Genomic DNA, 23,937 nt, shown 5'->3' on the forward strand with positions numbered 1-23,937 from the left:
CACCGCTTCGAGCGGGGCCGCCGCGCCGTGCCGGGGGACACGCCTCTCGGAGCCCTCCGATGACCTCCTCCACTGTTCCCGTCCGCACCTCCGCGCCCGCGGACCGCTTCCCCTGGGCGCCGCTGCTCGTCCTCTCGAGCGTGATCTTCCTCTCGGTCACCGCCGAGATGATGCCGACCGGCCTGCTGCCGGAGCTCGGCGGCTCGTTCGGGGTCTCGCCGGCGCAGGCCGGCCTCCTCGTCTCGGTCTTCGCGTTCACCGTCGTGCTCTCGAGCACGCCGCTCGCGCTGGTCACCCGCCGGGTCCCGCGGCGGACCCTCCTGATCGCGGTTCTCGTCGTGCTCACTCTCGGCACCGTCGCGACGGCGCTCGCTCCCTCCTACCCCCTGATGGTCGCCGCGCGCATCGTCGGCGGCGCGGGCCACGGCCTCTTCTGGGCGGTCGTCGGCGCCTACTCCGCCCGGCTCGTCCGGCCCCGCGACCTCGGGCGCGCGGTGGCGGTCACCTTCGCTGGCGGCACGCTCGCCTTCGTGCTCGGCGTTCCGCTGGGCACCGCGCTCGGCCAGCTCGTCGGCTGGCGCGTCTCCTTCCTGATCGTGGCGGGGCTGATGGCGGTCGGCACGCTCCTGGTCCTCCGGGTGCTCCCGTCCGTCGAGACCCCGGTCCCCGAGACGACCACCGGCTCGATCGCGACCCTGCGCGCCGGCCGCGGTGTCGGATCCGTGGCGGTGCTCTGCGTGGCGGTGGCCGTCGCCATGACCGGCCACTACGCCTTCACCACCTACCTCGTCCCCTTCGCCACCGACCGGATGGGAGCGGCGACCGGGGCGGTGTCGCCGCTGCTGTTCGTGTACGGAGCGGCCGGAGCCGTCGGGCTCGTCGTCGCCGGATCCCGGGTGGTCACCCGCCGGCCTGTTGCCGCCCTCCTCGTCGCGCTGACGGTCGTCCTCGTCTCGGCGGTGGTGCTGAACCTGGTTCCCGCTCGGCCCCTGGTCGCTCTGCCGGCGTTCGTCGTCTGGGGAGTCGCGTTCGGCGTGCTGCCCTCGCTGCTCCAGACGCGCCTCCTGCAGGTGGCCGATCCGCTGATCCGCGACACCGCCACCGCGGTCTACACGGCGTCCTTCAACGCCGGCATCGGCGGAGGAGCCCTGGTCGGCTCCGTCGTCTACGGCGCGTTCGGGCTCGAGAGCACCGCCGTCGTCTATGCGGCGTGCTTCCTGCTGGCGATCGCCCTGCTGGCGGGTGCGGAGCTGCGTGCTCAGCGCACGACGACGCGGGTCGCGGTCTCGGGGCCGGAGCGCCCCTCCGCGGAGGCGTAGCGGGCGGCGATCGCGTGCTCGCCGGCCGCGAGGTCGAGCGAGAGCACGAAGCCCGGGGCGACCGAGGTCGTCCTCTGCGCGACGGCACCGTCCACGAGCACGTCGACGAGCCCTGTCCCGGCCAGCACCACGACGGTGACCGGCCCGTCCGCCGTCGGCGCGGCGAGCGGCGTGGGCGACTCGAGGCGCACCGTCCACGGGTCGCTCCGCCGCTCGCCGACGGCGACCAGCGTGGTCTCGCCCGCCGGGAGAGGGAGTGCGGGGACACCCCAGTAGCCGTCCGTCGACGCCGGGACCGCGGCGTAGACGGCGCCGGTCGTCGCGTCCTCGACGCTCACCCGTGACCCGGGCGGCGCGTGGCCGCGAGCGGCGGGGAACAGGCGGTTCGCCGGATCCTCGTCGATCGTCAGCGTGGGGGCGGCTGCGGGAGCGAGCGGGGGAGTAGTGGAGGACGGCGCCGGGGCCGGAGGCGGTGGGAGCGCGGACGTCGAGGTGGCCGTCGGCGGCCGCACCGGGGTGCCGGACGGAGGAGGAGCACCGATCGGCGGGGGAGTCGGAGTCGTCGCGCGTACCGGCGTCGGAGTCGTCGCCGCACGGGGCGGCACGGCGGGGGACGTCGGGACAGGCGCCGGCGAGGCGGGCGCCGGCGGTACCGCGACGGTCGGGGGCGAGACGACGGTCGGCGGCGATGCGACCGTCGGGGGCGCCGGCGGCACGGCGTCCTCGCCGGAGTCCACCGGCGCCACAGGGCTCGCGGGGGCGGCGACGCCCTGCTCGCCCGTGGTCGGACCGGGAGGGATCAGCGCCGCCATCGCGATCCCGGCGACCAGCAGCACTCCCGCCGCAGCGATCGCCGCGACGAGGGAGGCGCTGCCGGTCGTCACCGCGCCCGCCGCCGCTCCGCCCGTCGCGCCCGCCGTCGCTCCGCCCGTCGTGCCGGCGACCGGTGCGCCGCCGGCCCCGCCCGCCGCGGCGTAGGCGGTCGCGCCGCCGACACCGGCCACGAGCGGCAGCAGCGCCACCGCCAGACGCGCGCTCGCCCCGGCCGCCTCGGCGAGGGCGCCCCGGCACGACGGGCACTCCTCGAGGTGGGCGTCCGCGCGCCGACGGTCGCGGAGCGCCAGGCGCCCGCGGGTGTGGGCCCCGGCCTGCTGGAGCACCCAGCGGCACTCGCCCTCCGCCGCCGTGACGCTGACGTGCTGCTGGATCCACGCCCCGCGTAGCCCCTCCCGGGCGCGGTGGCCGAGTGCGGCGACTCCGTTGGGCCGCAGACCGAGCAGCGGGGCGGCCTCGGCGGGCGTCATCCCCTCGACGGCGGTGTACCAGAGCACCTCCTGCCAGCGCGCCGGCAGGGCGCGGAACGCCCGGACGCCGAGGTCGCGGTCGAGCGCCGCGAGTGCGAGCTCCTCCGGGCCGTCGTCATCGGCGGCGACCTCGCCGATCGCGTCCAGCGGCTGCTCGCGCCCGCTGCGCCGCCCCCCTGTCGCGGCGGCGTTGCGGACGGCGGTGAACAGGTACGGGCGGAACGCCCCCTCCGGACCGCCGCCCTTCGCGATCGCGTCGAGAGTGCGCAGGAACGCCTCCGACACGAGGTCGTCGGCGTCGAGCGAGGACCAGGCCCGGGCGAGGGAGCGCGCCGCCGACGCGTGGCGCCGCCACAGCTCGGCCGAGGCGGCCGCATCTCCCTCGCGCACGAGGGCGATCAGATCGGCATCGCCCGGAGCCGCCGACGCTCGCGCGGTCCTGCGGCGGGGAGAGGGCTGCGCCCGGTGCGTGCTCGCCACAGCGCCCTCCTCCGCTCGTCGACCGCACGATCCTGGCACAGAGTCGAGGGATGCTCGCGCTCGGGCGCGACCTGTCGGACGGCGCTCGCGTTGCTACACTGGCCGCGTCGCGACTGGCGTTCGGATGGGTGACCATCAGGGAGCGGCACCTCCTCCGGGCTCGCCCCCGGACACTTTTCCCGCCGCACGCCTGGGCTGGAACGGATACCGTAGTCCGGGTCGCCCGTACGCGCCGAGTCGCCTCGATGCGCCGGCGCGGGCACCCTCCGTTTCCCAGTCAAGGAGCGTCCGTGTCCACTTCCCCCGCCCAGAGCCAGACCTCGAGCACCGGAGCGTCGGCGTCGTTCGACCAGCCCGTCTCGGTCGTCGATCCCGAGATCGCCGCCGTCCTGCAGCAGGAGCTCGACCGCCAGCGCGGCTACCTCGAGATGATCGCGAGCGAGAACTTCGTGCCGCGCGCGATCCTCGAGTCGCAGGGCTCGGTCCTGACCAACAAGTACGCCGAGGGCTACCCTGGCCGCCGCTACTACGGCGGCTGCGAGTTCGTCGACGTCGCCGAGCAGCTCGCGATCGACCGCGCCAAGGCCCTGTTCGGCGCCGAGTTCGCGAACGTCCAGCCCCACTCCGGAGCCACCGCGAACGCGGCCGCGCTCGCCGCGCTGATCCAGCCCGGCGACACGATCCTCGGTCTCGAGCTCGCCCACGGCGGCCACCTGACGCACGGCATGAAGCTCAACTTCTCGGGCAAGCTCTACAACGCGACCGCCTACGGCGTCGACCCGCAGTCGTTCCGCATCGACATGGACGTCGTCCGCGAGAAGGCGCTCGAGGTCCGCCCGCAGGTGCTCATCGCCGGCTGGTCGGCCTACCCCCGCCACCTCGACTTCGAGGCGTTCCGCGCCATCGCCGACGAGGTCGGCGCGAAGCTCTGGGTCGATATGGCGCACTTCGCCGGCCTCGTCGCGGCCGGGCTGCACCCGTCGCCCGTCCCGCACGCCGACGTCGTCACCACCACCGTGCACAAGACGCTCGCCGGTCCGCGCTCGGGTCTCATCCTGTCCAAGCAGGAGTACGCCAAGAAGCTCAACTCGGCCGTGTTCCCCGGCCAGCAGGGCGGTCCGCTCATGCACGTCATCGCGGCGAAGGCCACGGCCTTCAAGCTCGCGGGCGAGGCGGAGTTCGCCGAGCGCCAGGCCCGCACGATCCGCGGCGCGCAGATCCTCGCCGAGCGCCTCACCGCGCCCGACACGAAGGCCGAGGGCATCGACGTGCTCACCGGCGGCACCGACGTGCACCTCGTGCTCGCAGACCTGCGCAACTCGCCGCTCGACGGCCAGCAGGCCGAGGACCGCCTCCACGAGGTCGGCATCACGGTGAACCGCAACGCGGTGCCGTTCGACCCGCGTCCGCCCATGGTCACCTCGGGGCTCCGGATCGGCACGCCCGCGCTCGCCACACGCGGCTTCGGCGAGAACGAGTTCGCCGAGGTCGCCGACGTCATCGCCGAGGCGCTCAAGCCCGCCGCCGACCTGCAGGCGCTGCGGGCGCGCGTCGGTCGTCTCACGGACGACTTCCCGCTCTACCCCGGGCTCTGAGCCCGTGATCCGCGGAGTCCCGGCACCGGGCTCCGCGGATCCCGATCGAGCCCGTCGGGCTCATCCCGCGCCACGGTCGGCGGAGGCGTCCCCCGCCTCCGCCGTGCCCGGGCGCACCGGTCGAACACGAGGAGTGACGAGATGACGGCACAGGTACTCGACGGAGTCGCCACGGCGGCGGCGGTCAAGGCCGAGATCGCGGTGCGCGTGGCCGCACTGCGCGAGAAGGGCGTCGTGCCCGGGCTCGGCACGCTCCTGGTCGGCGACGACCCCGCGTCCCGCTCCTACGTCGCCGGCAAGCACCGCGACTGCGCCGAGGTGGGGATCGAGTCGATCCGCGTCGACCTGCCCGCGACGGCCTCCGCCGCGGACATCCGCAGCGCCATCCGTCAGCTCAACGAGTCCGACGCGGTGACCGGCTACATCATCCAGCTGCCGTTGCCGAAGGGCATCGACGAGAACGCGATGCTCGAGCTCATGGACCCCGACAAGGACGCCGACGGCCTGCACCCGACCAACCTCGGCCGACTGGTCCTCGGCGTCGAGGGCGAGCTCGACAGCCCGCTGCCCTGCACGCCCGCCGGTGTCGTCGAGATGCTGCAGCGCCACGACATCCCGCTGTCGGGCAAGCACGTCGTCGTCGTGGGACGCGGACTCACCGTCGGCCGTCCGCTGGGGCTCCTGCTCACCCGCAAGGGCCTGGACGCGACGGTCACCCTCACGCACTCCCGTACGACGGACCTCGCCGAGGAGGTGCGCCGCGCCGACATCGTGGTCGCCGCGGTGGGAGTCCCCGGTCTCATCGCCGCCGACTGGGTGAAGCCCGGTGCAGCCGTGCTCGACGTGGGCATCACCCGCGTCGAGAACCCCGAGACGGGCAAGGCGAAGCTCACCGGCGACGTCGCCCCCGGCGTCGCGGAGGTCGCGGGCTGGCTCTCGCCGGTCCCCGGAGGAGTGGGGCCGATGACGCGCGCCATGCTGATCCACAACGTGGTCACGGCCGCGGAGCGCGCCGCCCGCTGACCGGCGCGGCGGCCCGGAACCGCACCGCGGCCCCCGGCGCGAGCTGCGCCAGGAGGTCGAGTGCTCCGGAGTCGACGACCGCGACGACGGGGTAGCCGCCCGTGACCGGGTGGTCCGGTCCGAAGACGACCGGCAGCCCGGACGGCGGCAGCTGCACCGAGCCGTGCAGCATGCCCTCGCTCGGGAGCTCGCTGCCGCCGGCGGTCGCGAGCGGCGTCCCGGTCAGCCGGAGCCCGACGCGGTCGGCGGCGGAGCCCACCCGCCAGGACGTCTCGAGCAGGGCCCGCCAGGTTCCCGGCGGGACGCGATCCAGACGCGGGCCCGGATGCACGTCCAGCACCGCGTCCCGGCCGGGCGCGTCGAACGGCCACCAGTCCAGCGGGGCGCCGGGTCCCGCCGAGGGTCCCACCCCGAGCACGTCTCCCGCGCCGACGGGCTCCGGACCCAGCCCCGCGAGCGTGTCGCGCGAGCGGGAGCCGAGGACCTGCGGCACGTCGACCCCGCCCCGCACCGTCAGCGTGCGGCGGACCCCCGCCCGGAGGGGACCCAGCCGCAGCACTCCGCCGGCCGGGAGCAGCACCGGCAGCACCCTGTCGACGGTCCGTCCCTCGATCGAGGCGGCTCCGTCCGCACCGGTCAGGCTGATCCAGACGTCACGGTCGGCGCTCGCCGTGAAGCCCGAGCCGAGCAGCTCGAGCCCGGCGGCGTCGACGGGGTTGCCCAGCAGCCGGTTCCCGAGCCGCAGAGCGCCGGCGTCCATCGCGCCCGACCGGCCGACTCCGATCCCCGCGGACCCCGGCCGACCGCGGTCCTGCACGAGCGCCAGGGGCCCCGGATCGAGGACGTGCAGGCTCACGGCACCTCCCGGAACCGGATCTCGTCGCCCGGTGCGAGCAGCGCGGCCGGCGACCGCTCGACGTCCCAGAGCGCGGAAGCGGTGGAGCCGAGCAGCTGCCAGCCGCCGGGGGAGGAGCGGGGGTAGATCCCGGAGTAGCGGCCCGCCACCGCGACCGACCCCGTCGGCACTTCGGTCCGGGGCTCTGCTCGGCGCGGCACCTCCGGCCACTCGCCGAGCGGGACCAGGTAGGCGAAGCCGGGCGCGAAGCCTCCGAACGCCGCACGCCACACGGTCGTCGTGTGCCGCTCCACCAGCTCGGCCGCACTCCACCCGAGGATCGCCGCGGTGCTTCCGAGATCGGCTCCGTCGTAGCGGACGTCGAGGGTGTGCACGCGACCGGCGGTGGCCGCCGTGCAGGTGCTCGTGACCGCGGCGGTGGCGCGGACCCAGCGGGACGCCTCCGCGGGGGTCAGGACGTCGGGGTCGAGCACCACCAGCACGGTCCTCGCCGCGGGGACCAGGTCGACGACACCGGTCGGCCGCGAGCGCTCGAGGGCCGACGCGAGCGCGAGCGCCCCGTCGAGCCCCTCCAGCTCGACGAGCACGGCCCGGTCGCCGGAGGGCAGCAGGCGCGCCTCGATCACCGCACCGCGGGTGCCAGAGCGACGCCCGCCTCCGCGAGGGCCCGACGCACCGCGACGGCCGTGGCGAGGGCGCCGGGGGAGTCCCCGTGCACGCAGAGAGAGTCGACCTCCACGGCGAGGACACCGCCGTCGCGATCGAGCACCGTGCCGTCCACCGCCATCCGCACGGCTCGCGCGGCGATGAGCTCCGGATCCTCCAGGAGGGCGCCCGCCTCGGCGCGCGGCACGAGGGTGCCGTCGGGGCGGTAGCCGCGGTCGACGAACGCCTCGCGGACGAAGGGCGAGCCGGCGGCCGCGGCCGCGCGCTCGATGGCGGAGGAGACGAGCCCGAGGATCGGCAGGCCGGGTGCGGTGTCGCGCACGGCGGCGGCAACGGCCTCGGCCTGGACCTCGTCGTGCACGATCCGGTTGTACAGGGCCCCGTGCGGCTTCACGTAGCGGACCCGGGTGCCGGCCGCCCGCGCCACGGCCTCCAGCGCGCCGATCTGGTAGACGACGTCGGCGTGGAGCTCGTCGCGGTTCACCGGGATCTCGCGCCGTCCGAAGCCCGTGAGATCCCGGTACGACACGTGAGCGCCGACCGCGACTCCCCGCTCGGCCGCGGTCCTGCAACGGGCGAGCATGATCGACGGATCACCCGCGTGGAAGCCGCAGGCGATGCTGGCGCTCGAGACGACCTGCAGGATCCCGTCGTCGTCGCCGAGCCGCCAGACGCCGAAGCCCTCGCCGAGATCCGCGTTGAGGTCGATCGCGCTGCGCATGCCCTCGAGCCTACGGTTCCCGTCCAGACGGCGAGAGTAGCGTTGTCGGGCGCACTCGCGTCCCTCACCCCCGTCGGACAGACACTCGAGTGCGCCCGCCCCCCACGAGGAGAACTCATGCGCACCGTATCCGCCTACGCCGCCCCGTCCGCCACCGAGCCGCTCGTCCCGACCACCGTCGAGCGCCGCGACGTCGGCCCGCACGACGTCCTCATCGAGATCGCCTACTCCGGCATCTGCCACTCCGACATCCACACCGTGCGCGGCGAGTGGGGACCGGTCGCCTACCCGCTGACCGTCGGCCACGAGATCGTCGGCGTCGTCGCCGAGGTCGGCTCCGAGGTCTCGAAGCACTCCGTCGGCGACCGCGTCGGCGTCGGCTGCATGGTGAACTCCTGCCGCGAGTGCGAGAACTGCCTCGCGGGCGAGGAGCAGTACTGCCTGAAGGGGAACGTCGGCACCTATGCCGCCGTCGACCGCGACGGCACGATCACCCAGGGCGGCTACTCCACCCACGTCGTGGTCGTCGAGGACTTCGTGCTCCGCGTGCCGGAGTCCATCCCCTACGAGGCCGCCGCGCCGCTTCTGTGCGCCGGCATCACCACCTACTCGCCCCTGTCGCACTGGAACGCCGGCCCCGGCAAGAAGGTCGCCGTCGTCGGACTCGGCGGCCTGGGCCACATGGCTGTGCAGTTCGCGCACGCGATGGGCGCCGAGGTCACCGTGCTCTCGCAGACCCTCGGCAAGAAGGACGACGGCCTGCGCCTGGGCGCCGACCACTACTACGCGACGAAGGACGAGGAGACGTTCTCGACCCTCGCGAACACCTTCGACATCATCCTGAACACCGTGAGCGCGCCGCTCGACCTCGACGCCTACCTCGGCATGCTGCGTCTGAACGGCACCATGGTCAACGTCGGCGCCCCGGCCGAGGCCCTGCCGCTGCACGTCTTCACGCTGTTCGGCGCCCGCCGCTCCTTCGCGGGCTCGGGCATCGGCGGCATCCGCGAGACCCAGGAGATGCTCGACTTCTGCGCCGAGAAGGGCATCGCCAGCGAGGTCGAGGTGATCCCGGCCTCCGAGATCAACGCGGCGTACGAGCGCGTGCTCTCCTCCGACGTGCGCTACCGCTTCGTCATCGACGTCGCGACCATGGCGGAGTAGTCCGCGCTAGCCTCGCGGCATGAGCGAACGGAGTCATCCCGCAGTCGACCGCGTCCTCGCCGACCTCGCCGGGCACGGAGTGCATCCGCCCGTGCGCTGGCTCGACGAGGCCGCGTCGACGGCGGCCCTCGCGGCCGCGGCGCTCGGCATCGAGCCCGGCCAGATCGCGAACTCGCTGGTGTTCCTGCTCGACGGGGAGCCGCTGCTCGTCCTCACGAGCGGCGGCCACCGCGTCGACACGGGCTGGCTGGGCGGCGAGCTCGGCGGCACGATCGGTCGGGCGAGCGCCTCGGTGGTCAAGGAGGCCACGGGCCAGACCATCGGAGGCGTCGCACCGGTCGGTCATCCGCTCCGGCTGCGCACCGTGGTCGACGAGGCTCTCGCCGATTTCGACACGGTGTGGGCGGCGGCGGGGCACGCGCACACGGTCTACCCCACGAGCGCCTCGGAGCTCGTGCGGGTCACCGGGGGAGTGCTGCGCGCGGTCGTCCCGCCCGCCTGACCGGCGCCGTCCTGCAGAAGGAGCCGGCACCCGTCCGGCCGCTTGCGCGGTCCGGGGGGTGCCGGCTCCTCGTGGTCGTGCGGCGGCTCAGCGCACCCGGCCCGCGCCGTCGGCGGCGGTGACCAGGAAGAGCTCGGGCTCGCGGAAGCCCTTCTCGGCGAAGGCGGCGAGGACCGCGGCGCGGACCTCCTCCTCCTTCTCGACCGGCGTCAGCGCGATCGCGGAGCCGCCGAAGCCGCCGCCGGTCATGCGCGCGCCGATCGCGCCGGCGCCACGGGACGCCTCGACCGCCGTGTCGAGCTCGGGCACCGAGATCTCGAAGTCGTCGCGGAGCGAGACGTGTCCGGCGTCGAGCAGCTCGCCGATGGCCCGGGGGCCCTGCTCGCGGAGGGTCCGCACCGTCGAGAGGACGCGGGCGTCCTCGGTGACGACGTGCTTCACCCGGCGGTAGGTGACGTCGTCGAGGAGCTCCTCGGCGCGGGGGAGGTCGTCGACGGAGAGCTCGCGGAGCGACTCCACCCCGAGGGTCGAGGCGCCGAGCTCGCACGAGGCGCGCCGCTCGGCGTAACCGCCCGTGGCGTGCGCGTGCTCGACGCGCGTGTCGATGACCAGCAGCACGAGTCCGGCCTCCTCGAAGCCGAGCGGGATCACCTCGGTGTCCAGGCTCCGGCAGTCCAGGAACACGGCCGCGTCGCGCTGCCCGAAGAGGGAGGCGGACTCGTCCATGATCCCGGTCGGGGCGCCGACAGCGACGTTCTCGGCACGGCGTCCGACGCGGGCGAGCGTCGCCTTGTCGAGGTCGAGCTCCCAGAGCTCGTTCAACGCGACGGCCATCGCGCACATGAGCGCGGCCGAGCTCGACAGCCCTGCCCCCACGGGTACGTCGGAGTCGACGAAGGCGTCGAAGCCCGATCGGGTGCCGAGGTCGACGCCGTACTCCGTCAGCGCCCAGACGACGCCGAGCGGATACGCCGACCAGCCCGCGATCGCTCCGGGCGCGAGGTCGTCGAGCGAGATCTCGACGTGCTCGGGCGAGAAGGCGCTGGCGATGCGGATGACGCGGTCCTCGCGGGGCGCGACGGCCATGGCGGTCGCGCGGTCGATGGCGAACGGGAACACGAAGCCGTCGTTGTAGTCGGTGTGCTCGCCGATCAGGTTCACCCGTCCGGGACCGGCCCAGACACCGACGGGCGGACGGCCGTACTCGCGCTCGAAGTCGCGGGCGGCGCGCTCGGCGACGGCGTCGAGCGAGGGGGAGGCGGTGGTCATCGGGTCTCCTCGGAGTCGGAGGGGGAGTCGGGGGAGGGAGGCGTCGGGCCGGGCGGAGACCTCGTCGGCCAGCGTCGCGGCGTCGGCGCGCTCGATGGCCGCGCGCAGGGCGGCGGCACTCGTCTCGGGCGGGATGTCGCCGATCCAGGCGCCCATGGCGGCCTCGCTGCCGGCGAGGTACTTGAGCTTGGTCTCGGCGCGGCGGGGGGAGGTGATCTGCAGCATCAGTCGCACCTCGTCGCGGCGCTCGTGCACCGGTGCCTGGTGCCAGGCGGCGATGTAGGGCGTCGGAGTGTCGTACAGGGCGTCGATGCCGCGGAGCAGGCGCTGGTAGACGACCGCGAGCTCGTCCCGCTCCTCGGGCGTCGTCTCGCTGATGTCGGCGACGTGACGGTGCGGCAGGAGGTGCACCTCGACGGGCCAGCGCGCGGCGAACGGCACGAACGCGGTGAAGTGCTCGCCGCGGATCAGCACGCGCTCGCCGGCCTGCTCGAAGGCGAGGATGTCGGCGAAGAGAGTGGGGCCGTAGGAGTCGAGCGACGCCAGCAGTCGCGTGGTACGCGGGGTGACGTAGGGGTACGAGTAGATCTGGCCGTGCGGGTGGTGCAGCGTCACTCCGATCGCCTCGCCGCGGTTCTCGAACGGGAAGACCTGCTGCACGCCCGGCAAGGCGGACAGGGCGGCGACGCGGTCGGCCCACGCCTCGACGACGGTGCGGGCGCGCGAGGCCGAGAGGGTCGAGAACGACCCCTCGTGCTCGGGGCTGAAGCAGACGACCTCGCAGCGGCCGACGCTGGTCAGGGTGCGGCCGAGGCCGAGGGTGCGGAGGTCTTCGAGCGAGGCGGGGGCGTCGTCGTCCTCGAGCAGCGGCCCGAAGGACGGCGAGCGGTTCTCGAAGACCGCCACGTCGTAGAGGCTGGGCACCTCGGAGGGGTTGGTCGGCGAGGCCGGGGCGAGCGGGTCGAGCTCGGCCGGTGGCAGGAACACGCGGTTCTGCCGGGAGGCGGCGATCGACACCCACTCGCCGGTGAGGACGTCTTGGCGCATGCGCGCGGTCGCGGGGCGAGAATCGAGGTCGCGGGCGTCCGCGGCGCGCTCGGGCGGCAGCGTCGTGTCGGCGTCGTCGAAGTAGAGGAGCTCTCGCCCGTCGGCGAGGAGGTGCGGGCGCTTGACGACGCCGGCGGAGAGGGGGATCGCTTCGTTCATGGCGGGACCCAGACTAGAGGTGCTCCTTCGAAAAGGAAAGCACGGTTTCCCTTTGACAAGCGGCGCGCGGGCGGCGACCATGGCCGGATGAGAGCGGACGGCGAGCAGGACGGGCGGAGCGCCCTCGAGCGCCGCGTCCGCATGCGGCTCCTGGCCGAGGCGTCCGGCTTCGTCTCGGTCGCCGACCTCGCCGAGCGCCTGGGCGTCTCGGTCGTCACCGTGCGCTCCGACCTCGATCTGCTGACGGCGGAGGGCTCACTGCAGCGGGTCAGGGGCGGAGCGATCCCGTCGGCTCACCGAGCGGGCGAGCGCTCGCTCGAGGAGGGGCTCGCGTCGGCGGCGGAGGAGAAGGCGGCGATCGGCCGCGAGGCCGCCGCCTCCGTCTCCTCCGGCGAGAGCGTGATCCTCGACGTCGGCACGACTCCGCTCGCCATCGCCCACGCCCTGGTGGCGCGGGAGGACCTGCGTGACGTCACGATCATCACCAACGGGCTCTCCACCGCCCTCGCGCTGGAGCCGGCGATCCCGCGGTTCACGGTCGTCGTGACCGGCGGCACCCTGCGCCCCCTGCAGCACTCGCTCGTCGAGCCCCTCGCCTCCGAGATGCTCGAGCGGATCCGCGCGGACACGGCCTTCGTGGGCTGCACCGGCGTGCATCCGGGTGCCGGAGTCACGAACGTGAACCTGCCCGAGGCGACTCTCAAGCGCCGGATGCTGGGGGCCGCCGCCCGCCGCGTCGTCGTGGCCGATTCGCGCAAGCTCGGCGTGATCGACCTCGGGCGCGTCGGCGGCGCCGCCGAGTTCGACCTCCTGCTCACCGGAGCGGGCGCCCCCGCGGGCGTCGTCGCCGAGCTCGAGGAGGCGGGGCTGGCCGTGACGCGCTGCGGCGGAGCCGGTGGCGACGCCGGGCGCTCCCTCCCTCACGTCAGTCCGTAGGATTCAGGCATGGCCGACTTCACTCCCGCCCCCGCGACCGGGCGCCAGTTCGCGCTCGACCTCACCGCCGAGGGCCGCACCCTGCACGCCGTCGTCACGGAGGTGGCCGCAGCGCTGCGCCACCTTCTCCGTCGACGGCGTCGAGATCACCGCCGGATACCCCGAGACGATCGTCCCGCCGTTCGGGTCGGGGACCGTGCTGGTCCCGTGGCCGAACCGCGTCAGGGACGGGAAGTGGCACCACGCCGGGCGGACCCTCCAGCTCGACATCACCGAGCCGAAGTACCACAACGCCCTCCACGGGCTCCTGACCGCCACCTCCTACCGCCTCGTCGACCAGGGTCCCTCGTTCGTCGAGCTGGCCGCCCCGGTGGTCCCGCAGCGCGGCTGGCCCTTCCACCTCGAGACGAGCGTGCGCTACGAGCTGCAGGCCGACGGTCTGAGGGTCGTGCACCGCGTGGTCAACGTCGGAGCGGACGAGGCGCCGGTCGCGATCGGCACGCACCCCTTCCTGGCGATCGGCGACGTCCCGACCGACGAGCTCGAGCTCACGGTCGACGCGGCCGTGCACATCGAGGTCGACGAGCGCCTGAACCCCATCGGGCAGAGCCCCGTCGAGGGCACGGAGTGGGACCTCCGCCGCGGCCGCCGCGTGGGCGATCTCGAGCTGGACGACGCGTGGGCCGACGTCAGCGTCGTCGACGGCGAGAGCGTGCACGGGCTCCGCGCGGCCGACGGCCGCCGCGTGCTGCTCTGGGCCGACTCCTCGCACAACTACATCCAGGTGTTCATCACCCGGATCTTCCCCGAGGGCGACGACGTGAAGACCGCCATCGCCGTCGAGCCGATGACGGCGCCGGCCGAGGCCCTCAACTCCGGGCAGGGCCTGCGCTGGCTCGAGCCGGGCGAGGAGTGGACCGTCGCGTGGGGCATCCGCCACGAGGGGTTCCCCACCGCCTCATGACGGTGAGCACCTCGACGGGGCGCGACAACGCCGCCAAGCGCGCGGCGCTCGTCCGGATGAAGCGGATCGCGACCGGGCTCCTGATCGCGATGGCGGTCGTCTTCGCGATCTCGTTCGCCCTGCAGGACCGGTACCCGTGGCTGCAGTGGGTCCGCGCGGCGAGCGAGGGCGGCATGGTCGGCGCTCTGGCCGACTGGTTCGCGGTGACCGCCCTGTTCCGCCGGCCGCTCGGGCTCCCCATCCCGCACACGGCCATCATCGCGACCAAGAAGGACGAGATCGGCACGAGCCTCGCCCAGTTCGTGGAGGAGAACTTCCTGCGCGGGGCGATCGTGCGCGAGAAGCTCGACTCGTTCGGCATCGCCCGGCGCGCCGGGGTCTGGCTCGCCGAGCCGGTGAACGCGCACCGCGTGGGCGACGAGAGCGCCGCCGCCGTCCGCGCGGCGATCGCGCTGCTCGACGACTCGCACGTGCAGGGCGTCATCGAGTCGCTCGCCCGCCGCCATCTCCTGGACCCGCAATGGGGACCGCCCCTGGGCAAGCTCGTCGGCGGCATCGTCGAGGCGGGTCACCACCGGCGCCTCGTCGACACGCTCGTCGAGCAGGCGGAGGCGTGGCTCGCCGCGAATCCGCAGAGCTTCACCCGCATGGTCAGCGGCAGGCTGCCCGCGTGGCTGCCGTCGGGGGTCAGCCGGGCGATCGACGAGCGCCTCTACCACGAGGCCCTCGTCTTCGTGCACGCGGTGCGGGAGGAGCAGGGTCATCCGCTGCGCCGGGCGATCGACGGCTACCTCGAGACGCTGGCCGTCGACCTCGGCACCGATCCCGACCTCGTCGCCCGCGTCGAGGAGATCAAGAACCAGGCCTTCGACAGTCCTCGGGTGCGCGAGCTCGCGGGCGACGTCTGGGAGTCGACGAAGTCCTCGCTCCTGGGAGCGATGGACGATCCCGAGAGCCCGTTGCGCGCGAACCTCGAGTCCATCGTCGTCGATCTCGGCCGCCGGCTGTCGACCGACGAGCGCCTCGCCGGAACGGTCGACGCGTGGGTCGGCACTGTCGCGTCGAACCTCGTCGACCGCTACCGGGCGGACATCGCGAGCATCATCGGCGACACGATCCAGCGCTGGGACCCGCGCGAGACCTCCGACAAGCTGGAGCTGCAGGTGGGCAAGGACCTCCAGTTCATCCGGATCAACGGCACGGTCGTCGGCGCGCTCGCCGGCCTCGTCATCTTCACCGTCGCGCACGCCCTCCTCGGCTCCTGACCGGGCGGCGGTTCCTGGGAGAAGGGCGGTGTCCCGGGGAGCGGCGACCGCCGCTCCGCAAGCCCTCGCCGGTGTCGGTGGTCGCGCGTACCGTCGCAGCATGAGCGACAACGACACCACCGGATCCGACATCAAGACCGAGGGCGACGTCCTCGGCGCCCGCGCCGACGACGGCAGCGACACCAGCGCCAGCAAGGACCCGTCCGACTGGGTGACCGGCGACGAGCCGATGACCGGCCCGCAGCGCAGCTACCTCGACACCCTCGCGCGCGAGGCGGGCGAGACCCTCCCCGCCGATCTGACGAAGGCGCAGGCGTCCGAGCACATCGACCGCCTGCAGTCCTCCACCGGTCGCGGCGAGTCCACGAACGGCCACGACTGAGCCGCTACCGGCGCAATAGGGGAGTCGCGCGGCGGTGAGCAATGATGCCGCCGCGCGCCCCCGTGCGGGGTGCGTCGAGCTGTGTCGGTGCTCCCTAGGGTTCCGGCATGGCGATCTCTCGCACCACGCGGACAGCCCTCGATCTCATCGACGCGATCCGCGTACCCGGGGCGATCGACCCTCGGCTGGCGAGACAGGTCGCGACCTCGCTCCGGCTCCTGCTCGAAGCGGGCACCTTCGGGCCGAGCGAACGCGCGGTGCGCCGCCGGGCGCGGCGTCTCCGGCGTCGTCCACTGATCCACTGAGGGCCTCCCGCCCTCGCCTCCTGCAGGGAGCACCGCCGGTCCGACCTCGTGTGAGCGCTCCGGGGGCAGACACGCGGCTCCGCGCGGATTAGAGTCGTGCCATCCGGTCCGCCGGACGCCCGCGGAGGAGCCCCCCGACGATCCCGTCGTCGGAGCGACGCGCCGCCGCCGTCCGCTCGCCACGGCGAGCGACCCGCCACTGCCGACGCACTGCGCCGACGCCGTCTCGATGAGGAGACCGTCATGTCGATCCGCTCCACCGTCCTCGCTCTCGCTTCCGTCGTCGCCCTCGCGGGCGCCGCGGCGGCTCCCCGCCCTCGCCGACCACAACGCCGGCGCCAACCTCGACGACCACGCCTCGAGCGACATCTCGTCGACCGGCTCCTGCTACTACGGCGAGCTGCTCTCGGGCGCGCCCGACAGGAGCCTGGTCACCACCAGCTACCGATTCGTGCGAAGCGGGAGATCGTTGACGCTGGTGTGCTCGTACACCGGCATCCCCTCGTTCATCCCCGCGTCGGAGAACGGGGACGGCGACTGGTACGCCCCGACGAAGCCCGTGCGCTTCGTCGCCGAGAACGCGTGCCTCCCTCCCGGAGTCGAGTCCGCCGGAGAGGTCTATCTCGACGATCCCGATCGCCCGGTCGACTCCGTGGACGCGAGCACGCTCTGGTACCGCTCGACGATGACCATGGTCTGCTTCTGGGCGGACGATCCGACGCGCTGACCGACCGGAGGGGCGACCGGACGGTCGCCCCTCCGCGCTCCGATCGTGATCGAAGCGCTCCCTCCGCACCAACCGCGTCCCTCCTCCGGGGGCGTAGGCTCCCGACAGGTGCTCCCCACCGCCGTCGCACCGCCGCGACGACGGCAGGGTCGCCAGTGAGGACGACGATGTCTCAGCGGACCGCATCCCGCAGCTCTGTCAGCGTTCGGCTCGTCCGGTGGTACCGGACCGACGACGGCTGGCGCTCGCAGGTCGTGCACGGCCGGCTGCTCGAGCACCAGGGCGGCGTCTGGCGCCTGGTCGACGGCGACGAGCTGACCGAGTACCCCGACTCGATCTGGGCTCTCTGCCACGAGTAGGGCGCAGGATCAGTCCTGCTCGCGGCCCAGCAGGGCCCACTCGTCGTACTCGTCGCCGACGTCCGGCTGATCCTCGGCCGCGACGTGCTCGATCCGCGGCTCCAGCGCGCGCCTGCGCTCCGTGAGGTCGGCGAGCGCCTCGGCGTCGGCCTCCGGATCCTCCGGGGCGTCGTCCTCGACGAGGAGCAGCTGGCTCGCGGGACCGATGAGCAGCTCCGCCTGCTCCGGGTCGCCGTCGAGGGACCTGCCCGCGATCCGGACGGTGTCGGCGATGCCGCGCAGTCCGAGCTCGCGGGCGTAGGCGAGGATCTCGTGTGCCACGGCGTCCCCCACGAGGAGTGCTCCGCCGGCGTAGTGAAGGCGCTTCATGCCCTCCATGCTCGCCTCGGCTCCCGGCGCCTGCAGGGGGATTCCGTTCCTCCGCCGAGGTCGCTAGCACCCCGGACAAGGGCCCCACGATCGGGGGGCCGCCCCAGGACGGCGCGCCGTGTCCACCCCGACGGGCCGATCCGGCCCCCCTGGGAAAATCGTTCCATGGGTCAGCTCATCTACGGTTCCTCCGACGTCTACGAGTTCGAGGACCGCGTGCTGGCCCACGTTCAGGCCGTCGTGGGTCGCGAGCTCCGCCGACAGGAGACCTTCTACCTGAGCTGGGTGAAGCCCGTCGAGAGCGGATCCGGACGCGTCTCCGTCTGGATCTCGCCCCACATCCCGCTGCAGTTCCACTTCGTCGGCGGACGCCCGCCGCGCCTGAACGACCTCTGGCTGCGCGAGATGCTCGCGACGGCCCACGGCGACCGCGGCGTCGTCGTGACCCGCGAGCCCGAGTCGAGCGCCGTGCCGGAGTCGCCGAGGCCGTAGGGACCGGACTCGGGGCGGCGGCGGTCCCGGACGGCGGGGGAGGGAGTGGGCCCCGTCGGGCTCGAACCGACGACCCGCGGATTAAAAGTCCGCTGCTCTGCCAACTGAGCTAGAGGCCCGCGGGTCCCAGGGTAGCGCGCCCGCGGAGACCCGGGAGCGGGGGCCCGCGGGCGTGCGGGAGCGCAGGTCGAGGGGCATACTCGGGCACCCGGGGGCGTTACCCTCACCGAACCCCTCCACCACCGGACGGACGCGCGCGTCCGCCCACCGACCGCGGAAGGCGGCCCCATGACAGACGGCTTCCACAAGCCGACCAAGTTCCCCTCCCACGTCTTCGAGGCGTTCCAGGGAGGAGAGGACCCGGCGCAGATCAGCCGCGTCGCCCACGAGACGGCCATCGCGCTCCTCAGCCGCGTCCGGAACGATCCCGATCCGGTGATCATCGACCGCCTCGTCGAGTACACCGATCACAACGGCATCGACGCGCTCGCCGAGCTCTGGGCGCGCTCGAGCGCGGCCAGCCTGCCCGGGGCGCTCTGGCGCATCTACCTGCTGCGTCTGGTGATCCGGCAGGACCCCGACAGCACGAGCTTCCTGTACCAGCGGGGCGTGGAGCTGTCGTCCACGATCGATCCGGTGGTCGCGGGTGCCAGCACGCCGACCGGCCCGGCCGAGATCACCGAGCTCGCCGATCGCATCCTGCGCGGGGTGTTCGACGGCGACTTCGCCGTGGCGCTGGATCGCGCGGCCGCCTTCTGCCGCGTGAGCGCCTCCGGAGCCGCTTCGGTCGCCGACGACGTCGAGCTGATCGACGGACCGAGGGCGAGCGAGCTCACCACCCGCGCACTGCGCCTCTCGACCACCGCCGCCGAGCTCGTCAGCTGCGCGCGCCTCTGGCGCAGCGACTCGCTGGAGTAGCGCGCACTCGGCCGCCGTCGGCCGCAACCCCGTTCACCGCCCGCGAACGCGTCTCGCGAGCACCCCGGGGGCAGTGGTTACACTGGGTACGGCCGGATCGCAGTAACCCCGGGCTCCACTTATAGCCGCTTCGAGCGGCCTCGCGCCGAGAGGCGTTCCTGCGGTCCGGCCCCTTCTCCCCGCTCGTGAGCGAGGAAGTGAGGGCCCGGTGACGGGCGGCCCGAGACGGCCGTTCCGCACAGCACGTCAGAGTCCTCGACAGACAGGCGCGATCCCGATGAAGAACCGCACCGCGTTCCGGAGAGGCGCGCGGTGGTGGGCCGGGATCGGCCTGCTGGTCGCCGCCGTCCTGTACTTCCTCGGCGCCCCGCTCGTCGACGGCGCGGACGGCGCCCTCCTCGGCGGGGGCCTCACGGTCTCGCAGGGGGCGGTGATGCGCTCGCTGGCGATCCTCGACGTGATCGCCGGCCTCTGGGTGCTCATCCGTCCGCGCACCTACCCGGCTCTCACCGCCGCGGCCGCCGGGCTGATCGCCCTCTGGCTCTCGCCCCGGCTGTCCGCCCCCGCGCCGCTGGATCTCGGAGCCCTCGCGATCGACATCCGCTTCGTGGTGCACCCGATCGAGGTCGTCGTGATCGTCGCAGCCGTGTCGATCGTGGTCTCCTCCGTGGCCAACGGCTTCCGGAGCAGGGCCCGGGCGGGGCAGCGCGGATGAGCGACGGGACGACGACCGATCTCGGCACGCTCCTCGAGCGCGTCGCCTCCGCCGACCAGGCGGCCTTCGCCGAGCTCTACGACCTCACCGCCTCGCGGGTCCTCGGGCTCGTCACCCGCGTCCTCGTCGACCGCGCGCAGTCCGAGGAGGTGACCCAGGAGGTGTTCCTCGAGATCTGGCAAACCGCTGCACGCTTCGCTCCGAATAAAGGAAGCGCGACGACCTGGATCCTCACGATGGCACACCGCAGGGCCATCGACAGGGTACGCGCGGCCCAGGCGGGCCGCGACAGGGACGTCCGCATCGGAATCCGGGATCTCGGTCGTGACTACGACCAGGTCGCCGAGCAGGCGGAGGTGTCTCTTGAGCACGAGAAGGTCGCGGCCGCCATGGGCCGCTTGACGGAGCTGCAGCGGCAGGCGCTGCAGCTGGCGTACTACGGCGGATACTCGCACAGCGAGATCGCGGGGATCCTGCAGTGCCCCGTCGGTACCGTGAAGACGCGCCTGCGCGATGGAATGATCAGACTTCGAGAAGAGATGGGGGTGACCCGGTGACCGATGCGCTTCGACCCGACGAGGCGGAGGATCCCCGCGACCTCGCCGCCGGGCACGCCCTGGGCATCCTGACTCCGCGCGAGCAGGCCCGCTACGAGCAGTACCTCGCTGAGCATCCGGAGGCGCGGGCCGAAGCCGACGAGTTCTCGGCCGTTGCCGAGGCGCTCGCCGACGACGCGCCGTCCGTGGCGCCGTCGCCGACCCTCAAGGCCGATCTGATGGCGCTCATCGCCACCACGCCCCAGCTCCCGCGCGAGGAGCCCCTCGAGCAGACCGAGGCGCCCCGACTCCACGCCGTCGAACCCGACCGGGAGGCGGCCGCAGTGCCGCCGTCCGCGTCCGGTCGCCACGGCGCCGAGGCCAGGGCTCGCGGACGCTGGTTCACGCGACCGGCGATCTACCTGTCGGCCGCGGCCGCCGCCGCGGTGATCGTGGTCGGCGGAGTGACGCTGCCCTCCGTCCTCTCGCCGGGCTCCGGCCAGACGCAGGAGCTGACGGCCCTCGAGCAGATTCGCAGTGCTCCCGACGCGCAGGAGTCGACCGCCACGGTCGCCTCGGGCGAGTCCGCCACGCTGGTCTGGTCGAGCTCGCTGGGACGCTCGGCGCTCGTCGTCGACGACCTCGCTCCGCTGCCCGACGGCAAGACCTACGAGCTCTGGTACATCGACTCGTCGGGACCCGTGGCCGCCGGCCTCTTCGAGGGTGGTGACGGCCGGACGGTCGCGCCCCTCGAGGGGACGATGGCCGAGGGCGCCGTGGTCGCCGTCACCGTCGAGGACGAGGGCGGATCGGAGACCCCGACCACCGAGCCGATCCTGGCGATCGAGACCGCCTGACACCGGACCTCCTCAGACGACGAGAGCCGCACGCCCCGAGGGGAGTGCGGCTCTCGTCGTCGTGGCGGAGGATCAGCCGAAGCGGCCCGAGACGTAGTCCTCGGTGGCCTGGACGGACGGGCGCGAGAACATCGTCGCGGTGTCGTCGTACTCGATGAGCTTGCCCGGCTTGCCGGTGCCCGCGATGTTGAAGAACGCGGTGCGGTCCGAGACGCGCGAGGCCTGCTGCATGTTGTGCGTCACGATCACGATCGTGTACTCGTTCTTGAGCTCCTCGATCAGGTCCTCGATCGCGAGGGTCGAGATCGGGTCGAGCGCCGAGCAGGGCTCGTCCATCAGCAGGACATCGGGGGAGACGGCGATCGCGCGGGCGATGCACAAACGCTGCTGCTGCCCGCCCGAGAGACCGGAGCCGGGCTTCTCGAGACGGTCCTTCACCTCGTTCCAGAGGTTCGCGCCCTGGAGCGACTTCTCGACCAGGTCGTCCGCGTCGCTCTTGCTGATGCGGCGGTTGTTGAGCTTGACGCCCGCCAGCACGTTGTCGCGGATGGACATCGTCGGGAACGGGTTCGGCCGCTGGAAGACCATGCCCACCTGGCGGCGGACGAGGACGGGGTCGACGCCGGGTCCGTAGAGGTTGTTCCCGTCGATCAGCACCTCGCCGTCGACGTAGGCGCCGGGGATGACCTCGTGCATCCGGTTGAGCGTGCGGAGGAAGGTCGACTTGCCGCAGCCGGAGGGCCCGATGAAGGCGGTGACGGTGCGGGGCTCGATGGTGAGCCCGACTCCCTCGACCGCGAGGAACTTGCTGTAGTAGACGTTGAGGTCGTTGACTTCGATGCGCTTGGACAACGGAGATCCTTCGGGTTAGCGGCCGAGCTTGGGGGCGAAGATGCGCGCGACCAGGCGTGCGAGCAGGTTGAGGAGCATGACGATCAGGATGAGGACGAGCGCGCCCGTCCAGGCCCGGTCGATGTAGGCGGCGGCGTCGGAGCCCTGGTCGGCGTACTGGCGGAAGACGTAGACCGGGAGGGTCATCATCCGGTCGTCGAACGGGTTGTAGTTCATCGACTGCGTGAAACCGGCGACGATGAGCAGCGGAGCCGTCTCGCCGATGACGCGGGCGATCGAGAGCATGACGCCCGTCACGATGCCGGCGATGGAGGTGGGGAGGACGATCTTCAGGACGGTCAGCCACTTCGGCACGCCGAGGGCGAAGGACGCCTCGCGCAGCTCGTTCGGGACGAGGCGCAGCATCTCCTCGGTCGAGCGGACGACCACGGGGATCATCAGCACCGAGAGGGCGATCGCGCCGCCGAAGCCCATGCGGACGCCCGGCTCGAAGAACAGCACCAGCAGGGCGTAGGCGAACAGTCCCGCGACGATCGAGGGGATGCCCGTCATCACGTCCACGAAGAAGGTGATGCCGCGGGCGAGCGCGCCCCGGCCGTACTCGACCAGGTAGATGGCCGTCATCAGGCCGATCGGGATCGAGATGACCGCCGCGAGCGCCGTGATGATGAGCGTGCCCATGATCGCGTGCAGCGCGCCGCCGCCCTCGCCGACGACGTTGCGCATCGAGGAGGTGAAGAAGAGGAGGTCGAAGCGCGCGGCACCGGCCGTGATCGCGGTGTACATCAGCGAGATCAGCGGGATCAGCGCGACGACGAACGCGGCGGTGACGAGCGTCGTGACGACCCGGTCGGTGGCGCGCCGCGCGCCCTCCACCAGTCGGGCGAGCACGAACACCGACACGGTGTAGAGCACGGCGCCGAAGAAGACGGTGCCGACGACGTCGAAGCCTTCGGTCACTCCGCTGACCGCGAGGAGCCCGTAGACGACGGCCATCAGGGCGATGCTGCCGACCAGGAGCGCGAGGGGGGCCCACTTGGGCAGCTGCCCGCTGGTGAGGGTGTTCGTCACTGCGGGAGCGGCGTCCTCGACGCGGCGGCGCTGGCGAGGAGGAGTCGTCATGGTGACCATCAGTTCGCTCCCGAGAAGGCCTTGCGGCGGTTGATGATGTAGCGGGCCAGCATGTTCACGATGAGCGTGATGGCGAAGAGCATCAGGCCGGAGGCGATCAGCTCGTTGATCTTGAGGCCGTACGCCTCGGGGAAGCTCAGCGCGATGTTCGCGGCGACCGTGTTGGAGTTGGTCGACTGAAGCAGCGCGAAGTTCACGACGAAGGACGGCGAGAGGACGATGGCGACGGCCATCGTCTCGCCCAGCGCGCGGCCGAGGCCGAGCATCGAGGCCGAGATGATGCCGGGGCGGCCGAAGGGGAGGACCGCGGTGCGGACCATCTCCCAGCGGGTCGCGCCGAGGGCGAGCGCCGCCTCCTCGTGCAGGGTCGGCGTCTGGAGGAAGACCTCGCGCGAGATCGCCGTGACGATCGGCAGGATCATCACGGCGAGGACCAGCGCGACGGTGAGGATCGTGCGGCCGGTGCCCGAGACGGGACCGGAGAAGAGCGGGAACCAGCCGAAGGCGTTCGTGAGGAACGTGTAGAAGGGCTGGACGAAGGGGGCGAGGACCGTGATGCCCCAGAGGCCGAAGACGACCGACGGCACGGCGGCCAGCAGGTCGATCACGTAGCCCAGGCCCTGCGCGAGACGGCGCGGGGCGTAGTGCGAGATGAAGAGCGCGATGCCGATCGAGATCGGGACGGCGATGACGAGGGCCAGGGCCGCGGCGTAGACCGTGCCGAAGACCAGGGGCCCGACGTAGGCCCAGAAGCCGGCGCCGCCGGAGATGTCGTCGGCCGGCGCGGTGAGCGCGGGGATCGACTGCACGACCAGGAAGAGGGCGACGGCGGCGAGGATGACGAGGATCAGCGTGCCGGAGGCGACTGCCGACCCGGCGAAGATCCGGTCGGCCGGACGCTGCTTCGCCTTGATGGCGCCGACGGGCCGCTCTGCGGTGCTCATGGTGGGTTCCCTGCGTTCGGTGTGGGGGAGGGGGCCGAGCCGCGAGACGGCCCCGGACCGGTGGGGGTCCGGGGCCGATT

The 23,937-nt window shown here is 73.0% G+C and carries 25 protein-coding genes, 1 tRNA gene, 1 pseudogene and 1 riboswitch; of the genes and pseudogenes, 16 read left to right on the forward strand and 11 right to left on the reverse strand.

Going from position 1 to position 23,937, the window contains the following annotated elements; translation table 11 throughout:
• Positions 1–59 precede the first annotated feature (59 nt).
• Positions 60–1,319: an MFS transporter gene (locus AC0CID_RS18710; protein ID WP_465227955.1), complete on the forward strand. Its 1,260-nt coding sequence runs from the start codon at positions 60–62 to the stop codon at positions 1,317–1,319.
• Here the strand turns inward: AC0CID_RS18710 and AC0CID_RS18715 are convergent.
• Positions 1,259–3,103, reverse strand: a complete 1,845-nt coding sequence (locus AC0CID_RS18715) for an RNA polymerase sigma factor (protein ID WP_465227956.1) — start codon at positions 3,101–3,103, stop codon at positions 1,259–1,261. The genes AC0CID_RS18710 and AC0CID_RS18715 overlap by 61 nt on opposite strands.
• A 99-nt stretch (positions 3,104–3,202) precedes the next feature.
• A riboswitch (ZMP/ZTP riboswitch) is annotated at positions 3,203–3,306 on the forward strand.
• An 87-nt stretch (positions 3,307–3,393) separates the two neighbouring features.
• Between AC0CID_RS18715 and glyA the strand changes: the two genes are divergently transcribed.
• On the forward strand, positions 3,394–4,698 hold the full coding sequence (gene glyA, locus AC0CID_RS18720; RefSeq protein ID WP_465227957.1) for a serine hydroxymethyltransferase: 1,305 nt from the start codon (positions 3,394–3,396) through the stop codon (positions 4,696–4,698).
• A 141-nt stretch (positions 4,699–4,839) separates the two neighbouring features.
• Positions 4,840–5,721: a bifunctional methylenetetrahydrofolate dehydrogenase/methenyltetrahydrofolate cyclohydrolase gene (locus AC0CID_RS18725; protein WP_465227958.1), complete on the forward strand. Its 882-nt coding sequence runs from the start codon at positions 4,840–4,842 to the stop codon at positions 5,719–5,721.
• Here the strand turns inward: AC0CID_RS18725 and AC0CID_RS18730 are convergent.
• Genes AC0CID_RS18730 through AC0CID_RS18740 form a run of 3 tightly spaced genes read right to left on the reverse strand, consistent with a single transcriptional unit; the run spans position 5,693 to position 7,964 of the window.
• Positions 5,693–6,577 (reverse strand): 5-oxoprolinase subunit C family protein, encoded by an 885-nt coding sequence (locus AC0CID_RS18730; RefSeq protein WP_465227959.1) that lies wholly within the window; start codon positions 6,575–6,577, stop codon positions 5,693–5,695. The two genes, AC0CID_RS18725 and AC0CID_RS18730, sit on opposite strands and share 29 nt — an antisense overlap.
• Positions 6,574–7,203, reverse strand: coding sequence for a 5-oxoprolinase subunit B family protein (locus AC0CID_RS18735; protein WP_465227960.1), 630 nt, complete (start codon positions 7,201–7,203; stop codon positions 6,574–6,576). The genes AC0CID_RS18730 and AC0CID_RS18735 overlap by 4 nt, the downstream gene beginning before the upstream one ends.
• On the reverse strand, positions 7,200–7,964 hold the full coding sequence (locus AC0CID_RS18740) for a LamB/YcsF family protein (protein ID WP_465227961.1): 765 nt from the start codon (positions 7,962–7,964) through the stop codon (positions 7,200–7,202). The genes AC0CID_RS18735 and AC0CID_RS18740 overlap by 4 nt, the downstream gene beginning before the upstream one ends.
• 117 nt (positions 7,965–8,081) lie before the next feature.
• Between AC0CID_RS18740 and AC0CID_RS18745 the strand changes: the two genes are divergently transcribed.
• On the forward strand, positions 8,082–9,128 hold the full coding sequence (locus tag AC0CID_RS18745; RefSeq protein WP_465227962.1) for an NAD(P)-dependent alcohol dehydrogenase: 1,047 nt from the start codon (positions 8,082–8,084) through the stop codon (positions 9,126–9,128).
• A 19-nt stretch (positions 9,129–9,147) separates the two neighbouring features.
• The gene (locus tag AC0CID_RS18750; protein ID WP_465227963.1) at positions 9,148–9,630 is read left to right on the forward strand and encodes a YbaK/EbsC family protein; all 483 of its coding nucleotides are present in this window, start codon (positions 9,148–9,150) and stop codon (positions 9,628–9,630) included.
• 87 nt (positions 9,631–9,717) lie between these two features.
• On the opposite strand, the gene galK is transcribed toward AC0CID_RS18750, so the two are convergent.
• Complete coding sequence (galK, locus tag AC0CID_RS18755; protein ID WP_465228139.1) at positions 9,718–10,899, reverse strand: galactokinase; 1,182 nt, start codon at positions 10,897–10,899, stop codon at positions 9,718–9,720.
• An 84-nt stretch (positions 10,900–10,983) separates the two neighbouring features.
• Positions 10,984–12,105: pseudogene (galT, locus tag AC0CID_RS18760) on the reverse strand (galactose-1-phosphate uridylyltransferase); the annotation flags it as partial.
• Positions 12,106–12,192: 87 nt separating this feature from the next.
• On the opposite strand from galT, the gene AC0CID_RS18765 reads away from it, so the two are divergent.
• The 6 genes from AC0CID_RS18765 to AC0CID_RS18790 all read left to right on the forward strand — a co-directional run bounded on the left by AC0CID_RS18765 (position 12,193) and on the right by AC0CID_RS18790 (position 17,043).
• Positions 12,193–13,041, forward strand: a complete 849-nt coding sequence (locus tag AC0CID_RS18765) for a DeoR/GlpR family DNA-binding transcription regulator (protein WP_465227964.1) — start codon at positions 12,193–12,195, stop codon at positions 13,039–13,041.
• Positions 13,042–13,237: 196 nt separating this feature from the next.
• The gene (locus tag AC0CID_RS18770) at positions 13,238–14,005 is read left to right on the forward strand and encodes an aldose 1-epimerase family protein (RefSeq protein WP_465227965.1); all 768 of its coding nucleotides are present in this window, start codon (positions 13,238–13,240) and stop codon (positions 14,003–14,005) included.
• Positions 14,002–15,270: a DUF445 domain-containing protein gene (locus tag AC0CID_RS18775; RefSeq protein ID WP_465227966.1), complete on the forward strand. Its 1,269-nt coding sequence runs from the start codon at positions 14,002–14,004 to the stop codon at positions 15,268–15,270. Before AC0CID_RS18770 ends, AC0CID_RS18775 begins: the two co-directional genes overlap by 4 nt.
• A gap of 100 nt (positions 15,271–15,370) precedes the next feature.
• A complete protein-coding gene (locus AC0CID_RS18780) occupies positions 15,371–15,652 on the forward strand; it encodes a DUF3072 domain-containing protein (RefSeq protein WP_207406607.1) in 282 nt (93 codons plus the stop codon).
• Between the two features lie 534 nt (positions 15,653–16,186).
• Positions 16,187–16,684, forward strand: coding sequence for a hypothetical protein (locus AC0CID_RS18785; protein ID WP_465227967.1), 498 nt, complete (start codon positions 16,187–16,189; stop codon positions 16,682–16,684).
• A gap of 167 nt (positions 16,685–16,851) precedes the next feature.
• Positions 16,852–17,043, forward strand: a complete 192-nt coding sequence (locus tag AC0CID_RS18790; RefSeq protein ID WP_465227968.1) for a hypothetical protein — start codon at positions 16,852–16,854, stop codon at positions 17,041–17,043.
• Between the two features lie 9 nt (positions 17,044–17,052).
• Here AC0CID_RS18790 and AC0CID_RS18795 read toward each other — a convergent pair whose 3' ends face one another.
• A complete protein-coding gene (locus AC0CID_RS18795; protein WP_465227969.1) occupies positions 17,053–17,412 on the reverse strand; it encodes a hypothetical protein in 360 nt (119 codons plus the stop codon).
• A 165-nt stretch (positions 17,413–17,577) separates the two neighbouring features.
• On the opposite strand from AC0CID_RS18795, the gene AC0CID_RS18800 reads away from it, so the two are divergent.
• Positions 17,578–17,904, forward strand: coding sequence for a DUF7882 family protein (locus AC0CID_RS18800; protein ID WP_465227970.1), 327 nt, complete (start codon positions 17,578–17,580; stop codon positions 17,902–17,904).
• A 46-nt stretch (positions 17,905–17,950) separates the two neighbouring features.
• Here the strand turns inward: AC0CID_RS18800 and AC0CID_RS18805 are convergent.
• Positions 17,951–18,023: transfer RNA gene (locus AC0CID_RS18805), tRNA-Lys, on the reverse strand.
• Positions 18,024–18,192: 169 nt separating this feature from the next.
• Between AC0CID_RS18805 and AC0CID_RS18810 the strand changes: the two genes are divergently transcribed.
• The 4 genes from AC0CID_RS18810 (at position 18,193) to AC0CID_RS18825 (ending at position 20,930) form a co-directional block, all read left to right on the forward strand.
• Positions 18,193–18,822: a DNA-directed RNA polymerase subunit beta gene (locus AC0CID_RS18810; RefSeq protein ID WP_207406595.1), complete on the forward strand. Its 630-nt coding sequence runs from the start codon at positions 18,193–18,195 to the stop codon at positions 18,820–18,822.
• 277 nt (positions 18,823–19,099) lie between these two features.
• Entirely contained in the window at positions 19,100–19,537 is a 438-nt protein-coding gene (locus tag AC0CID_RS18815) for a hypothetical protein (protein ID WP_465227971.1), read from the forward strand.
• Positions 19,534–20,094, forward strand: coding sequence for an ECF RNA polymerase sigma factor SigK (gene sigK / locus AC0CID_RS18820; RefSeq protein ID WP_465227972.1), 561 nt, complete (start codon positions 19,534–19,536; stop codon positions 20,092–20,094). The genes AC0CID_RS18815 and sigK overlap by 4 nt, the downstream gene beginning before the upstream one ends.
• Positions 20,091–20,930, forward strand: a complete 840-nt coding sequence (locus AC0CID_RS18825; protein ID WP_465227973.1) for an anti-sigma factor — start codon at positions 20,091–20,093, stop codon at positions 20,928–20,930. Before sigK ends, AC0CID_RS18825 begins: the two co-directional genes overlap by 4 nt.
• A 72-nt stretch (positions 20,931–21,002) precedes the next feature.
• Here the strand turns inward: AC0CID_RS18825 and pstB are convergent, their stop codons facing one another.
• From pstB to pstC, 3 genes are read right to left on the reverse strand one after another with little or no spacing between them, the layout of a single operon-like run.
• Positions 21,003–21,782: a phosphate ABC transporter ATP-binding protein PstB gene (gene pstB / locus AC0CID_RS18830; protein WP_159985721.1), complete on the reverse strand. Its 780-nt coding sequence runs from the start codon at positions 21,780–21,782 to the stop codon at positions 21,003–21,005.
• A 15-nt stretch (positions 21,783–21,797) separates the two neighbouring features.
• A complete protein-coding gene (gene pstA / locus AC0CID_RS18835) occupies positions 21,798–22,904 on the reverse strand; it encodes a phosphate ABC transporter permease PstA (protein ID WP_465227974.1) in 1,107 nt (368 codons plus the stop codon).
• Positions 22,905–22,912: 8 nt separating this feature from the next.
• Positions 22,913–23,857 (reverse strand): phosphate ABC transporter permease subunit PstC, encoded by a 945-nt coding sequence (gene pstC / locus AC0CID_RS18840; protein WP_207406586.1) that lies wholly within the window; start codon positions 23,855–23,857, stop codon positions 22,913–22,915.
• Positions 23,858–23,937: the final 80 nt, after the last annotated feature.

The organism is Rathayibacter sp. AC451 (assembly GCF_979253095.1).

Coding starts and splice junctions, on each gene's coding strand:
- AC0CID_RS18775 (WP_465227966.1), top strand. CDS start 14,002: ATGACGGTGAGCACCTCGACGGGGCGCGACAACGCCGCCAAGCGCGCG.
- AC0CID_RS18795 (WP_465227969.1), bottom strand. CDS start 17,412: ATGAAGCGCCTTCACTACGCCGGCGGAGCACTCCTCGTGGGGGACGCC.
- AC0CID_RS18725 (WP_465227958.1), top strand. CDS start 4,840: ATGACGGCACAGGTACTCGACGGAGTCGCCACGGCGGCGGCGGTCAAG.
- pstA (WP_465227974.1), bottom strand. CDS start 22,904: ATGACGACTCCTCCTCGCCAGCGCCGCCGCGTCGAGGACGCCGCTCCC.
- AC0CID_RS18785 (WP_465227967.1), top strand. CDS start 16,187: ATGAGGAGACCGTCATGTCGATCCGCTCCACCGTCCTCGCTCTCGCTT.
- AC0CID_RS18740 (WP_465227961.1), bottom strand. CDS start 7,964: ATGCGCAGCGCGATCGACCTCAACGCGGATCTCGGCGAGGGCTTCGGC.
- pstC (WP_207406586.1), bottom strand. CDS start 23,857: ATGAGCACCGCAGAGCGGCCCGTCGGCGCCATCAAGGCGAAGCAGCGT.
- AC0CID_RS18810 (WP_207406595.1), top strand. CDS start 18,193: ATGACAGACGGCTTCCACAAGCCGACCAAGTTCCCCTCCCACGTCTTC.
- AC0CID_RS18750 (WP_465227963.1), top strand. CDS start 9,148: ATGAGCGAACGGAGTCATCCCGCAGTCGACCGCGTCCTCGCCGACCTC.
- AC0CID_RS18815 (WP_465227971.1), top strand. CDS start 19,100: ATGAAGAACCGCACCGCGTTCCGGAGAGGCGCGCGGTGGTGGGCCGGG.
- AC0CID_RS18790 (WP_465227968.1), top strand. CDS start 16,852: ATGTCTCAGCGGACCGCATCCCGCAGCTCTGTCAGCGTTCGGCTCGTC.
- AC0CID_RS18780 (WP_207406607.1), top strand. CDS start 15,371: ATGAGCGACAACGACACCACCGGATCCGACATCAAGACCGAGGGCGAC.
- AC0CID_RS18800 (WP_465227970.1), top strand. CDS start 17,578: ATGGGTCAGCTCATCTACGGTTCCTCCGACGTCTACGAGTTCGAGGAC.
- sigK (WP_465227972.1), top strand. CDS start 19,534: ATGAGCGACGGGACGACGACCGATCTCGGCACGCTCCTCGAGCGCGTC.
- AC0CID_RS18745 (WP_465227962.1), top strand. CDS start 8,082: ATGCGCACCGTATCCGCCTACGCCGCCCCGTCCGCCACCGAGCCGCTC.
- galK (WP_465228139.1), bottom strand. CDS start 10,899: ATGACCACCGCCTCCCCCTCGCTCGACGCCGTCGCCGAGCGCGCCGCC.
- AC0CID_RS18710 (WP_465227955.1), top strand. CDS start 60: ATGACCTCCTCCACTGTTCCCGTCCGCACCTCCGCGCCCGCGGACCGC.
- AC0CID_RS18765 (WP_465227964.1), top strand. CDS start 12,193: ATGAGAGCGGACGGCGAGCAGGACGGGCGGAGCGCCCTCGAGCGCCGC.